This window comes from Pedobacter miscanthi (genome assembly GCF_032678605.1).
Classification (GTDB): Bacteria; Bacteroidota; Bacteroidia; order Sphingobacteriales; family Sphingobacteriaceae; genus Pedobacter; species Pedobacter miscanthi_A.
This window is the reverse complement of record NZ_JAVTSU010000010.1, coordinates 271,858-286,970: the sequence shown is the minus strand read 5'-3', so window position 1 is coordinate 286,970 and position 15,113 is coordinate 271,858. Positions and strand designations below refer to the sequence as shown.

9 protein-coding genes are annotated in these 15,113 nt (G+C 37.1%); 8 read left to right on the top strand and 1 reads right to left on the bottom strand.

Features of this window, described 5'->3' with window-relative positions:
* Positions 1 to 162 precede the first annotated feature (162 nt).
* The 6 genes from R2R28_RS16745 to R2R28_RS16720 all read left to right on the top strand — a co-directional run bounded on the left by R2R28_RS16745 (position 163) and on the right by R2R28_RS16720 (position 11,314).
* Positions 163 to 1,374, top strand: coding sequence for a site-specific integrase (locus R2R28_RS16745; RefSeq protein WP_316826830.1), 1,212 nt, complete (start codon positions 163 to 165; stop codon positions 1,372 to 1,374).
* Positions 1,375 to 1,848: 474 nt separating this feature from the next.
* On the top strand, positions 1,849 to 4,188 hold the full coding sequence (locus R2R28_RS16740) for a restriction endonuclease (protein WP_316826829.1): 2,340 nt from the start codon (positions 1,849 to 1,851) through the stop codon (positions 4,186 to 4,188).
* A 270-nt stretch (positions 4,189 to 4,458) separates the two neighbouring features.
* A complete protein-coding gene (locus tag R2R28_RS16735; RefSeq protein ID WP_316826828.1) occupies positions 4,459 to 5,688 on the top strand; it encodes a hypothetical protein in 1,230 nt (409 codons plus the stop codon).
* 6 nt (positions 5,689 to 5,694) lie between these two features.
* Positions 5,695 to 7,455 carry an ATP-binding protein gene (locus R2R28_RS16730; protein ID WP_316826827.1) on the top strand — a complete coding sequence of 587 codons (1,761 nt, stop codon included), beginning with the start codon at positions 5,695 to 5,697 and terminating at the stop codon, positions 7,453 to 7,455.
* A 277-nt stretch (positions 7,456 to 7,732) separates the two neighbouring features.
* Entirely contained in the window at positions 7,733 to 8,923 is a 1,191-nt protein-coding gene (locus tag R2R28_RS16725) for a hypothetical protein (RefSeq protein ID WP_316826826.1), read from the top strand.
* Positions 8,924 to 11,314 carry a hypothetical protein gene (locus tag R2R28_RS16720; protein WP_316826825.1) on the top strand — a complete coding sequence of 797 codons (2,391 nt, stop codon included), beginning with the start codon at positions 8,924 to 8,926 and terminating at the stop codon, positions 11,312 to 11,314. It begins immediately after the preceding gene.
* A 220-nt stretch (positions 11,315 to 11,534) separates the two neighbouring features.
* Here the strand turns inward: R2R28_RS16720 and R2R28_RS16715 are convergent, their stop codons facing one another.
* Entirely contained in the window at positions 11,535 to 12,098 is a 564-nt protein-coding gene (locus R2R28_RS16715; protein WP_316826824.1) for a helix-turn-helix domain-containing protein, read from the bottom strand.
* Between the two features lie 796 nt (positions 12,099 to 12,894).
* Here R2R28_RS16715 and R2R28_RS16710 point away from each other — a divergent pair.
* On the top strand, positions 12,895 to 13,710 hold the full coding sequence (locus tag R2R28_RS16710; RefSeq protein ID WP_316826823.1) for a hypothetical protein: 816 nt from the start codon (positions 12,895 to 12,897) through the stop codon (positions 13,708 to 13,710).
* A 1-nt stretch (position 13,711) separates the two neighbouring features.
* On the top strand, positions 13,712 to 14,809 hold the full coding sequence (locus R2R28_RS16705) for a hypothetical protein (protein ID WP_316826822.1): 1,098 nt from the start codon (positions 13,712 to 13,714) through the stop codon (positions 14,807 to 14,809).
* Positions 14,810 to 15,113 lie beyond the last annotated feature (304 nt).

Sequence of the window (15,113 nt, the reverse complement as noted above, 5' to 3'; positions counted from 1 at the left end):
ATTTTTTCGCAAGAAATAGGTGAGCAATTCGGTGAGTACATTAAACGATATGAATGCTCACCAATTATAGCTTAAATAGTTGTTTATAAGCTAGTTCAATCATTAAACATCTTGACTGTAAGTGACAGAATTAACAATTTTGTTTCACTTTAATCAATTGTCATGAGAACAAACATGAATCTGCTTTTTTATTTAAAAAAGCGCTCCACTTACAAAAACGGTCCGGTAACCATCTATTTGAGGTTTACGGTCAACAGTAGACGGGCAGAAACCTCTACGGGAAAGTCATGTGATCCCAATCGCTGGAACGCACAGGCCGGAAGAGCCTCAGGCACAAAAGAAGATATCAGGATTTTGAATGCTTTTCTGGATAAGTTACAGTCGAAAGCTCAGGAGCTTCACCAATTAATGACGGTAGGGAACGAAACCGTTACAGCAGAAACGGTTAAAAATCGTTTTATTGGAAAAGCTCTGCAATCACGGACTCTTGTTGCGGTTTTTGAAAATCACAACTTAAAAATGAAAAGTCTCATTGGAAGGGAATATGAAAGAAGCACCCTTCAGCGCTATGAAACCTGCCTAATGCATGTTAAAGACTTTATGCAGTTAAATTATAATGTTTCAGATATTCCTGTTACAAAAATCAATTTTGCTTTCTTGGTTGATTTTGAATATTACCTTAGGAGCGTCCGCAACTGTGGCAATAACTCTGCAATAAAATACATCAAAAATCTTGGCAAAGTTATTCGCATATGTTTAGGTAACGGCTGGCTGGCAGTGGATCCTTATCTTAATTACAAACCAAAACAGAATACTGTACACCGTGAGGTGCTCACCAAAGAAGAGTTAAGCCTTATAAAGGAAAAGAAGTTCAGTGTAGATAGGGTTGGTACAGTTCGCGATATGTTTGTTTTCAGTTATTACACAGGTCTCGCTTATGTAGATGTATGTAAATTAAAACGATCTGAGCTGGTTAAAGGCACTGATGGTAATTTATGGATATATACAAGCAGAAAGAAAACCGATACACTTTCACGGATCCCTGTTCTGCCAGTCGCTCTATCCATAATTAAAGCTTATGAAAACCATCCCCAGTGTATTGTCAAAGACACCTTGCTTCCAATGATGAGCAACCAAAAAATGAATGCGTATTTAAAAGAGATAGCAGACCTATGTAATATTAATAAGTTGCTGACTTTTCATATTGCCAGACATACCTTTGCCACCACTATAACGCTTAACAATGGTGTGCCCATAGAAAGTGTGTCTAAGATGATGGGACACACCAGTATTAAAACAACACAGATTTACGCAAAGGTAATGGATCATAAAATTGGTTCTGATATGCAGAAAATTATTGAGAGAGTAGAGTGATCTAGAGCTTCCGGTTGATAAGGGCGGTATTCCACGATGTTTTCCTCAAATTCTGCCCTTAAGTAAAAAGGATGCAACATTCGCTGTTGCATCCTTTTATCTAAATTAACGCTCTCAATCTATGATTGATGCAAGGCTCTCACCCCTTGCTTTTGCAATATGTAAATAATAATTTAATGTTGCAATGCTATTAATTAACTAATTTGGGGCAATTCTATCCATCAAAGGCTTATAGTAACCATCTATATGTTTTTTCAGGACTGGGGCTTGGACATCTATCTTTGACAAGTAACCAGCTAATTATTGAACCAGACAGAGTAAAGTTTCTTCGCTCACTATCTGATAATTTCAAAGATATGGTGAGCCGAGATTGTTGATGGGTCTGAATATAAAGGCTATAGTAAAGTCTAATGTTAAAATTCATAAATTGTCGAGATAATTAACCTGGTATTATTAAGCCAGAAAATAATGACTATGAAATATAATCTTGATGTTCTCAACGATAAAGAATTTGAAGATCTATGCAAAGATCTGCTTGATACCGTCTATGAAGTAGACTTTCAGTTGTTTAAAGCCGGAAAGGATGGCGGAATCGACCTATTGTATACAGGGAAGGTAGAAAATGAAATTGTGGTGCAGGTAAAACATTATGTTGGTTCTGGCTATGCACATCTTAAACAGAAACTGCTTAATGGAGAATTGGAAAGTGTAAAAAAAATGATTCCTGTACCTTTGCGATATGTAGTGGCGACTTCAGTGCCGCTTTCTCCAAAGCAGGCTAACGAAATAAAGGATATACTTAACCCATTTGTGCGTTCTACAAATGATATTTTCGGAAGAAGGCGCTTGGAGTCCATATTGAGCAAACATAACAATATTGAAGAAAAGTTTTTTAAGCTTTGGCTGACCAGTACTAATGTGATGCGTCGGATATTGAATAATGCTGTAATTAACAACTCAGATTTTCATAGGGAAAAGATTTTGAGTAATACCAAGCGCTATGTGATGACTGACGATTTTTCTCGCGCGGTTGATATTTTGTTGGAAAATAAATTTTTAATTATCAGCGGTTTGCCTGGCGTGGGAAAAACGACACTGGCCTATATGCTGATTTGTGAACGGCTAGCTTCTGGCTGTGAGCTTATTTTTTCTGATGGAAAAATTTCCGAAGTGGAAGGGTTGCTTTCACATGACCCGAAAAAAAAACAGATCTTCTTTATAGATGATTTTTTGGGTGCCAACTTATTTGACATACAAAACCCAAAAAATCCTGAAAACAAGATCATCAGTTTTGTAGCAAAAATTCAATCTTTCGCAAATAAATACCTGATTTTTACTTCAAGAACCACAATTCTAAACCAGGCGAACCACCGGTATGAAAATCTAAAGAGAAGTCGTCTTACGACTGATCTTAAATATGAACTCGAACTGAGGAATTATTCTGCATTGAACAAAGCGAAGATTTTATATAACCATTTGTATTTTAATGCAATAGACTCCAATTTCTCGCTACCATTTTTTCAGAAGGATGTTTATACGCGCATCATCAAACATCTGAATTTCTTTCCGCGGCTGATTGAGTTTATAACTGATGTCCGCCATTATGATCCCAAAAAATATTCCTCCGTTGAAGAATTTGTGTTTTATCAACTAGATCACCCTGAGGAAATCTGGAAGCATGCTTTTGAACAACAATTAGAAGATGAGGATCGGTTTCTGGTGATGTCTTTATTTTCACTTGGTGGAAGCTATGTTGCAGATGATGTCTTGGAAGTTGCTTTCGCAGCCCGCTATGAATATGAATTGGCTAATAGCGGACTGATCCGCAAACCCTCTGCATACAATAACTCACTTAAGAAACTACTTGATGGTTTCTTACTCTCCAATTACTATGCTGAGGAACGACAGAACAAATATTCTTTTCTCAACCCGTCTATCACTGATTATCTTTTGGCTTTTTTAGTGGAGGATAAGGCAGAACAGAAGGCTATCCTCTGCTCAATTGCATTTATCGATCAGTTAAGTTTTTATTTCGGTGACAGCGATGGAAAGATTATTATTGATACCAGGCTACGTCCGAAGATTTTTAACTCAATCATTGCCTCAATGGATGAAGTTGGGATTGTTAGGCCTGGATCCAGGCCTCTGTATCTGTTGGATGCACTTATTGAATACTTTCCCTTACAGGTTTCTGCTGATGGATCTGCTGCACTGATGCTAATGAAAGAAATACTTAACGATCCGGAAGGCGTAAGCTCTTACATTCTTTGTAGTAATATTCTTATGGCCGATGTAATTCAGGACTCTGGGTTGTATAGTTTCATCAAGGACAATCTGTATCGCTTCACAGATATTATCATACGTTGCGCACAAGAATCCATTGATCTAGAAAATATAACATCAATATTTGCTCGGTGTTCGGCTGATTTTAAAGATTATATTCATTTTGGTGAAAATAAACAGCTGATCGAATCAAAGCTTTCAAAAATCTTTGAATCACTCGCAGCAGATATAGATTTTGGTGAGGACGATGTTATTCGTAATGCAGGCGAAATGGGCCGATCTTATGCTCAGGATAAACTTGATGAAGATATATGGAATGAGTATGTTGAGTTCGTTCAGCAGGTAAACCTTGGTGACTATTTTGATGAATTTGATCATTCCTATGATGTAAGCGCATCTGAGATCGTCGACCGAGCTTTAGAAAGTACCGATTATGATGATGACGATGATAGGGGGTATCGGGGGACCATCATACCTGATTATGAAAGACCAAAAGATGAATGGGAAGACATTGATCGGCTATTTTCATGATGCTGACCCCTTTAACATTTTCCATTAGCATAATAGTTCAAACTACCAATACTTGACACTTAAATACCCTATCGAGGGAAACCGTAAAGATCTGATATTATTGTAAACTAACTTTGCCATGGGTGGATTTCTCAATAAAGATTACACATATTTAAGTATTTATGATGTATGTTTTAGCAATAACTTAGCGCTAGATAATTGTGATCTATTTAAGAGTACTTTCATACAGATTTCAAAAAACAAACAGGGAATAACCAATATTTTATTTAAATGAGTGAACGCAGTGCTGAGGCAACTATAAAAGGCTACTATTATCAATTTGATACTTCTATCTTGAAGCTGCTCATGCTTGGGGATGATTCAGATCACATTGTTGTCGAGGGTATTGAGGATATTGATATCCATACGGCAGATGAAACAACAGCAGTGCAGTGTAAATATTTATCTAAACCTTCCTTTATTAACTCTGCAGTTCGTGAACCGATCATGCTGATGCTGGATCATTTTAGGCTAAAAGCTTTCACCAGTGCGCAGTTTAATTATGTGCTTTATGCGCATTTTGAAAACGAAGTCGGTGGCCAAGAAAAAGCCATTTCGTTGAACCAACTTAAAGACATTTTAACTTTTACAGAAAAAAAGATCCCCAAATGTTATCATACAGATAATGGTATGACTGACGAAAACCTTATCAACTTTTTGAACCGATTCAAATTTGTCTTCGGTAAAAAATTCGAAGATCAGCAGCTTGAGGTCATTGCTCTATTGAAGAAGCGTTTCACCTGCTCGGCCTATGAGGCCGATAATCTTTATTATAACAATTCTTTACGCAGGATTATGGACCTTTCGATAAAGGCAGATGCGAGAAAGAGAAAAATTAATAAGAGGGATTTTATTACTTCAATTGATATCGGTAAGCAGCTTTTAAGTGAGTGGCACAACAAACTTAAAACAAAAAAGGAGCGTATTGCAGAAACCGTTAAAGTGATAAAATCAACGAAATCAGATCTGCGCTCAAAAACCAAATATGTCATCATCGGAAAAGACCTGCTCGAAGCGATGGATACCGAAGTGCCAGTATTAACGTTTTTAGAGGCTTTGATGTACAAGACATACTCAATAGGAACAATTTTTAAAGACGCAAAACCCTTGACTGTGGTAATGGATCTTGATGCGGTGGAAATGTTGAAGGTTAAAGTAGATATGGTATTGAATAACCACAAGTTTAATGATGGGATGGAAACAATACTCTTTTCTCCGGAAAGGTTTAATGAACCACCGATTATAAATACCGACAAAACTGGTAACAGAATTATGAAAAGTGATTATTCCATTAAATTGCTGATGTTTTCTAGTTTTATCGCAAAAATAGATGAAATTCAGAAACCCAAAGTAGTGTTCAATTTTGGAAAACAGGAATGTCCGTATCCCAAAGCTTCTGAATACATTATTTTTGATATTAAGCTATTCGATAACTTAAAAGATATATTAACCATTTTTTAACGCCCAATGAGTAAGGACAACATTTTTAGAATACTTTGTGTAGCGCCCAGTCTAATCCAGATCGAGGTACTTAATGTAGAACAATTTAAACATGAAACCAGAGATTTTACCATTGGTAGTTATCTTAAAATTTCTGATGAGGCCAACACCTCTATCATTGCACTGGTTCAAAGTTTTAAAATAAAGGATCCAAACCTAGGTCAGGAAGTAGAGGGTGTATCGCCATCGTTTATCTTGGACGCTCAGCCAATTGGCTTCCTGGATGAGCAAGGTAACTTTAAAAGGGGAGGACAACAGATCGCAATCCCGCCGAACAGTGTAGAAATAGCCGATGTTGAGGTCATGAAAAAGATTTATGCCGGAATAAGCGCCAAAAAAAGATTCATTTTTTCCACATTGGCACAGAACAACAACATTGATATTGCGGTTGACGGTGATCGGTTTTTTAGCAAACATATCGCAGTTGTAGGTTCTACTGGCTCGGGAAAGTCAGGTACTGTTGCAAAAATTTTACAGGAAGGTATCAGACCAAGCGATCCGCAGGTTACGAAAGGAGTCCTTAACAATTCTCATATCATCCTTTTCGATCTTCATGGCGAATACGCACCTGCGTTTCCTAAAGCTTCATTTTTAGATGTCGAGACATTGATATTGCCATACTGGTTGATGAATTCTGAAGAATTGGAAGAAATGTTTATAGAAAGCCGTGAAAGTAATTCTCATAATCAGCTTTCTCAATTTAAGTACGCAGTGACCTTGAATAAGAAAAAACATAACCCAGCCATTGGCAAGGTTAATTATGATACTCCTGTGTACTTCGATATCAATGAAGTCTTTCGCTACCTGCATAACCAGAACTGTGCAACAAAGGATGCGAAAACCGGAGAACTTAAGTTTAAGGAAAAGCCCGAGGGGGTTGAACCGGATTATCTATTGTTTGAAAAAGTTGATTTCGAGGACAAATCAAGTGGGAAAATAAACGGAGGCCCTTATGCCGGCGAATTCGACCGTTTTGTTCCGAGATTGGAGACCAAGATCAATGATGAACGGCTTTCATTTTTATTGCATCCTAGAAAAAAAGACGGTTCAATACTGCATACAGATGATCTTGAGGATATTGTCAAACAATTTATAGGATATTCTAAAGATACCAATTCCAATATTACCATCATTGATTTGAGTGGTATACCATTCGAGGTGCTTAGTATTGTGGTCTCCTTGATCAGTAGGTTGATTTTTGACTTTTGTTTTTATTTTAAGAGTACCAAAAAACATGGAGAGGAATTGCCATTTCTTTTGGTATTGGAAGAGGCCCATAATTACATTCCGAAGAGTGAGGGGGCTAAATATAATTCTGTCAAAAAATCAATCGAAAGAATCGCAAAAGAAGGGCGGAAATACGGACTTTCTTTGATGATTGTGAGCCAGAGACCTTCCGAGATTTCTGAGACAATTTTCTCTCAATGTAATAATTTTGTCGCTATGCGATTGACAAATCCTACCGATCAACAATATGTGAAAAGATTAATGCCCGACAATGTTAGTGCAATTACAGACACGTTACCCGTGTTGGAAAGGCAAGAGGCGATAATAATCGGTGATTCCATTCCAATCCCTACAATAGTCAGAATTAAAGCCTTGACCGATAAACCTGCTTCTGGCGATATTGATTTTCATTCGGAATGGAAAAAAGACTGGATGACGATCGCTTTTTCTCCGATTTTGGACAGATTGAAGAAGATTAATAAAGTTAAAACAGATGCCTAAATCAGATACTTGTAAATGGCAAATACAGCTAAGCAGTTAGAAGGGATTGTGCTTTTGATCCAGCAGGTTTTTAAAGATTCCAAAATACCTCGATTTTTGCTATTATAAGTATGATACTATATCATGAAGTTCAATTACTGCACTGTATTTTGTAGATTAGATATTAAGATAACGAATCCTGAAATACATATAGGTTATTTTAATTTTTTAGTAATACATAACCTGAACATTATATTTATACCTTATACAACATATAAGCAATCACAATTCACTTTACATGATTACAATTAACATAGAGAAGAATTCTAGGTTGGAAGATGTTGAAACATATTTAACCCAACTCGAAAGGGCAATAGAATTTGATGTTGATGTCAATCTCATGCTGCCACGGGCTTTAAATTATAGTTATTTTGGGATAGCTCCAGCTATAATGCTATTTGTGGTCACCTGGTTGAGATATAAAAACGCTGCAAAACTTTTTATAGATATCGAAGATGTATCATCAGAGGCGCTCATAGAACTATACAAGAATGAACTAATCTTTCCAATGGTAGTTTTAGCCTGGAATAGAACAGGTATATATACTAAGGATGGACGGAATTTGAGACATCCATTACAACCTTTCAATAAGTTGTATGCGGAAAGGATGTTAAATGGGCGTACAATTCCTGGGAATAAACTTCTTCTCGCTGATTTTGATCATCTTCCAGATGATAGGTTGTTACCTTGTTTCGGAGGTAAATATCAGTTTATCCAAACTAAAATTCAGCTCAAAAATAGTATTGAAAAGGGGATTAAAGAAGTTTTTTATATGTATTCTGAGCTACCCAGGGCATTTGATCACGCAAAAGATCCTTTTGTTTCCATTATATATGAGCTGATGAAAAACACTTTTGAATGGGCGAGACATGATGGGTCACAAGTACCTCTTGATCCTAACATAAGGGGGACATTAGTAAAATTTATAAAAAGAAAAAGAAGTAATCTCTTAGAAGAGTATAAATGGCATAAGGGTTTAAAACACTTCTTCGCAAGCACTCGCCTTAAGGAAAATGTGAACAAGGAACTTTATTTTATGGAGATTTCTGTGTTTGATGGTGGGATTGGCTTTGCGGATAAATTCCGGTCTGTCAATCTTGAGGCGCAATCCTGGGACGAAATAGATATTATAAGAAAATGTCTTACAAAACATTCGACTTCAGCCCAGGGAATTTATAAGGAGGAAAAAGGCCTGGGACTGGACGAAATACTCAAAATTCTTGATGGAAGGGGGCTTATAAGGATTAAAACGGGTCATTCATGTATCTATCGAAATATGATTACCCATGGATATGATGAACTAAGAGAAAATCAACAAATAACGCTTTATGATTGGAAAAACGATAGTAACGAGAAATTTACTTCCTACAAGAAGATAGAAGGCTCGGTAATAACTATAGTCTATCCGATTGAATTTACTGAATTCTAAATGAACAATTTCTATATTTATCGCTTTGATTACAAAGAAGCGCGGGCAACTGTCTCTGCTACTGTCATCTTTTGTGATCGGGACGAAATCAATCAGGATATTTTACAGTCGGAAATTAAACGCTTTTATGGTATTCATTACCAGACTGATAAAATCTTTATAATCGGGCCAAATTATCTTTCAGGTGATCTTAAGAAAATATTCATTGATGATATCGATAAAACATTTAAAGGAATTCCCAAAAGACAAGAAACCTCACTTGCCGAAGGTATACATGTCGTAACTTATCAGAAAAATGGCACAATAGATAATCCGGGTATTTTGCCAAAAGGCTTTTTGGATAGTTTCTTAAATGAGGGATTGCAACAGATTTTTATTAAAAGAGGTGGGCTAGTCTCTGCCGAGGGGGCACATCATTTTGTGTTCCCTTCAAGAAAACACTGTAATAAATTTTTAAGAACAGGGAATATCCTCCTGTTTAGCTCAGAGATTTACTTTATCGCATTTGCCCTGCTTGGTCATTTCGACGAGGAGATTCACACACAAATATATTGCGATACTTCGTCCATAAACAGCCTTGCATTTGCTTTAGTGGAACTTAAAAATAGATTTATAAGCCCTGAGTTTAGGAAACAGATACCGATTGAGAGTTTCAGTTCCTATGATGGGCTATATAAAAATCCTGTCCCTTATATGTCTGATGCTTTGCTACTTATATCGGCTTCCACTTCTGCAAATATCATTACCTATATTCTTGATCGGCATAGATTGATCGAAAGAGAAAATATCTTGATCCTCTATTTTTTAGGGGACGAAGCCAAGTTCGCTAGTATTCGTGATAAGGTTGTCTGTAATCTAACCCAGTCTGGTGCAAACTTAAATGGAATACCACATTATCAGACTTATGTTGAGGGAAATTGTGAACTATGCAAACACGGTTCCTATCCTGTGGAAGTGACTGGTGATGTTTTTCTTTTGGAAAAACCACATGTGAATAGGGTAATGATAGGGGTCAAAGATCCAGAGCCATATCTTTCCAGGTTTGTTAAACAGTTTATCTCTGTTAAACGTGATGAAAATGTGTTCAAGGTAAATTATAAGGAGAGCACCGCTGGTAAATATGAAATTTATATTGATTTTTATCAGATATTGAAAGGCATGTCAGAAAAAAAATATGCCAAATTCAGTGAGAAACTTAATGATTTTATTAATCAATCTATTCCTAGTAATACCAGAAAGATAATTAATCTGAATGATAAGGCATCGCAGGAACTTGCTGAGCTGATTCAGGACCGGATATCTTCCAACTACAAAGAAGGAGAAATTCCTAAGGTAATTAGTCAGGACAATATCAGTGAGTTGGATGGTACAAGTGCGGGAAGTGTTGTTGTGGTCGGATCCTGCATTTCCAATGGGAAAAACTTGCTTTATATCAGTCGTGCACTTAGAAAATATGATCAGCTTCGGATTATTTATTTTATTGGCATCGCAAGAACTAAAAATACTCAATATCTACAGCAGCTGAAAAGCAATCTCAGGCAGGGCAATTATGGACTTGAATCAAATAGTTTTCATGAAATAGAGACTATTTTTTGTGAAAACAATTCTGTCGAGACTTCTTGGTTAAGAGAAGTGGATTTTCTCTCGTCTTTTATAGGTTTTTTAAGAGATAAAGAAGTGTCACCTGAAAAGTCAATATCCTTTTTGGAGAATCGCAAAGCACTATTGCAAAAGAGCGAGGGGGCTGAAATGCGGGGACTTTCTGAGGGACTTTTTTATCCTAGACCTATTAGTGAAGGATATGAAGCGCTGAGGATAAGAAAGAATTTTGCCTTTTTTGCTTTTGAAGATTATGTTGATGATGTAAGCCAAGCTGATATTTATTTTACGATTTCAAATATCCTAAACACTTTAAGGAACAATGTTATAAAGCCGGCTAAATCAGGGACTTCTATGAGGTGTTTGGCACAATCTCCTTTTGTAAGAAATCTTCTTGATCCTGGAAATTTTGACCGGTTTAACGATGGTATAATTCAAGCTTCTATTCTCCGAGCTGCTCGGCCAGAAGAGCTGGCATATCACATCGATACTGATTTATCTTCAGAGATGTTTGGCACGTTTCAAACTTTAATAAAGTACCATACGCAAGAGCAGGGTGAAGGATTGATCGAGTTCCTGTATGCGATAGCAACTAAAAAACTTTCACTCGCTAAATCACATTTACAAGATGTGATCTTCCTTGTGAGAGATAATTGCAAAGAGGAACTGCTTTTGTGTTTTGCAGACTATATTCAGTATAAGTTAATTATTGAGCCCATAGAGAAACGAAAGGAATGGGAAGCGAAATTAAAAGATGACCAATTGGAAAAAGAAAAAAACAAACAAGCCTAGGGAGTACAGGAGATGCGTTGCTCCGAAATCGAAATTTCGAACAATTTCAATGTGATAGCCTGGAACTACAATTGTGCTACTGAAGCAAAAAATAAGCTTATCGAAATCTCTAGGAAAATCTATGTCAGATTCAACGTATAAGGATATTGTGAGGATGGAATATTGTTAAATCTGGAAAGAATAGTAGGAGTTGTTGATAGATGTCGGCCAGTCCTTAGATCTATTCCCAAAAAACATCCACCATTCTTTTGCCAAATTCTCCACTACGTAACTTAATTCGGCGTTTTTCGCTTTTTATGACCCCTTTATGAACTAGATAAGTTAGAATTTGTGATAGCTGCTTACTTGAGTAAGCATAACCCTTTGAACTACATTCTGCATTAATTTCCCATATAAATTTTGGTACCGAAAGAAAATTGCTCTTAAGTAGTTTTTTTTCAATAAATGATGATGCCTTTCTAGTATCTAAGGTCTCAGAAAAATATTCATGTACATTTTTAAAGTTTGCATAAAATTCAAGCAATTTTGTTGATTTTCGGATGCTATGAGGAATTTTGTGATTTAGGTTTAATAACATCCAACCTTCAAGGCCAAAGCTATTAGCTAGCTTTTCGGCTGTTTTTCCAGTTAAATTTCTGGTGCCGTTAATTAAAGAATAAAGGTGGCTATCAGAAATCTTGGTAAATTCAGCGATTCCAGCTAATTCTAAACCAGCAATTTCCATTAACATTTTAATGCGTTCTCCGAGGGCCTTTGAATATTCTGCGTTTTCATTTCTCGCCATCTTCAAATTGAAGAACTATTTTGTCCTAAAAATTATTCAAATTATTTCTTTTATTAGGATAAATTTTTAACTTTACCTGTTGATTTATAATGAGTAATAGTTTACTCGTTTATTTAAAGTAAAATAAATAGGCAATTGAATTTTTGAATCTTGAGCGGAAAATGTAGGAGTTTTTTGTGAGCCCAAGATACAGGAGTTATTGCCCATTTACTATCTTTGCCGATAGTGATGGGCTCTCCTTGTATATGTTCACGGCTTTCCTACAAGCTTCCGCAATATATTAAGTTTGAGCTCATCATTATTTGCTCCATTCTTTAAAGTTCATTATTCATATGCCCTCAAGCAAGAATGATGAAATACAAACATTCACATCTTTTCGATCACCTTATCTCATTAGTGATCTGTGCGCCAGAATAGCTCTATTATTAAGGCAGGGAAACCTAATGGTTAATAATAAACTAGGTTTTTTATAATGCTCCTTGCCTTATTTTCTTTTCACCTTTTTAAGATTGCCTATTCCTAAAACAACTAACTGAACTCATGAAAAGAATAATAAAAATAGGCCTAAGGGCTATGCTATGCCTTTTTGGCAAGGGTAGGGAAAAACGTTTAGGGGCTCGATTTTCAGCAAAAAATCAACTTAAGTCATTGACGAGTCTCATATTTGAACAGCTTAGCTCAAGTTATCCTTTCGCTGCACCTAATGGGTCGCTAAGGGGGAAAACGGATCTTATGCCTTATTTTTTTTGTCATCCGTTTCCACAACAAATTTATACATATTTAAAATGAGACTGCTATGGAACAGATAAAACCATATTCCGATACCGCTCACGCTATTCATTTTGAAAAGTTCCGAAAAGGGAACGAAAGAGGGCTTGAATTTTTCTATAAATTACTATATCCGCGGACATATTATTATGGTTTCAGGTATATAAAAGATGACGTAAATGCGGGCTGCATCGTAAATGAAGCGTTCCTGAGGCTTTGGCTATCCAGAAAAGTTATTACCTGTCCAGAGCATATCGAGACTTTTGTAAGGAAACTAACTTCAGACGGCTGTAAGGCCTACTATAAAACTTCCAGTAGCAGGTTCCATCGCAATATGCTGCGGCTGGATGAAATTGAAAATTACCAAGACTTTATGGGCGGTTATGATCCCAACTTGGAAGATGAAACGGGTATCCTCTATCAGCATGAACCGGGGCCTGAAGCGAAAAAGCAATGGGAGCGGGTGGAAGCGGTTTTACCGAACCTCAGTCAAGACCAACAGCTCTTTATCCGGCTGTGTATCAAATATGCTTTTGACTATGGGCAGATGGCCTGGCATATCGGCGGTATCTCCGATTATCAAGTAGCGAGAAAAGTGGAGAAGACACTTGAATGTCTAAAAGCCGTTATCTCAGATACAGAAAAACTCAATAAAATTGAAAAAACCAGTAGATTCAGGTTCGAGGGGGATGTCAGCGAAGAGCAGTCCATGATCCTTCAGATGCGCTATGAACTCCAGTATAGCTTCACTGAAATTGCGGAGGCGTTAAGCCTTGATCAAGGACACATCCAGAGGGCTTTCGCAACCGCTTCGCTAAAAATCAGGAAAATTAAAATCAGTTGATATGGAAAACAGTACAATGGTTGTTACCCGAAAAATACAGTTGCTGATCGATTCAGCAGATAAGGAAGTGGTCAAACATGCGATAGAACAATTGTATAACTGGCAATGGATCTGTTTCCGTGCAGCAAATATGATCATGAGCCATCATTTTGTTCAGGAACGGGTAAAAGATTTTTTTTATCTAACTGAGGATATAAAACTAAAGATAGCAGATGAAAAGAAGGAAGAGAACGGAATATTGAAATCCTCACGGCAAAATACCACATACAGGTTGCTGTCCAATCATTTTAAAGGGCAGATCCCCACAAATATCCTAAGCAACCTTAACAATACGCTGATCTCCTATTTTAATAAAGAGAAGGATGCTTATTGGAAAGGTGAAAAATCGCTTCGGAACTACAAGCGCAATATCCCGTTGCCCTTCGGTGCGGAGGTGATTTCCAAACTGACCAGAATAGCTGACAACAGGAATTTCAGCTTCAGGCTTTTTCAGATCCCCTTTAAAACCTATCTCGGAAAGGACAGATCGGATAAGAAAACCATGCTCGATAGGATCATGGGTGGAACCTTAAAACTCCTGACCAGCAATATACAGTTGGACAAGGGAAAAATATTCCTATTGGCCGCCATACAGATCGAAAAAGAGCAGCACTTTTTAGATGCTACGGTAATCGCCGAAGCCTCCCTATCCATAGAACATCCTGTAACCGTTAAGATCGGTAACCATGAACATGCCATTGGCAACAGGGAGGAATTTCTCCACCGCAGGCTGGCGATACAGGCGGCGGTAAACAGGGTCAAAAAAGCCGTAGCCTTTAACAGCGGTGGTCATGGCAAAAAGCGGAAAATGAAAAGTTTAGCCGATTACCGTCATATGGAAAAGCGATATGTGGAGCAAAAGCTCCATGTTTACAGCAGGATGCTGATCGATTTCTGTGTTAAACACCAGGCAGCAACACTGCTATTGATTAACCAGCAGGAAAAAGAGGAAATAGCAAAGGAAGACCATTACCTATTACAGAACTGGAGTTATTACAGTCTAAAGGAAAAGATCAGCTATAAGGCAGCGAAAGCAGGCATACAGGTAATCGTTGAATAGATAAAAAAAAGAGGTTTTTTGCAGGACCATAGGGTGAGATATAAATGTACTCACAAGCCGACAAAACAGGGGCATTGCAATGGCGACACTCATGTTAAAAACAGATAAAAATAATATTACTGGTGATGAAACTGCTTTAAAATATGGGCGGTTAACCTGTACAGCCATAGGGTGAAGATATACTGACGCCCACCGTCTATTTGTCTAACGGTAAAATCAGCTATAAGATGGTGAAAGTAGACACACAGCTCCTGGTGGGATAAGATAAAAAAAGAGGTTTTTTGCAGAACCGTAGGGTGAGATA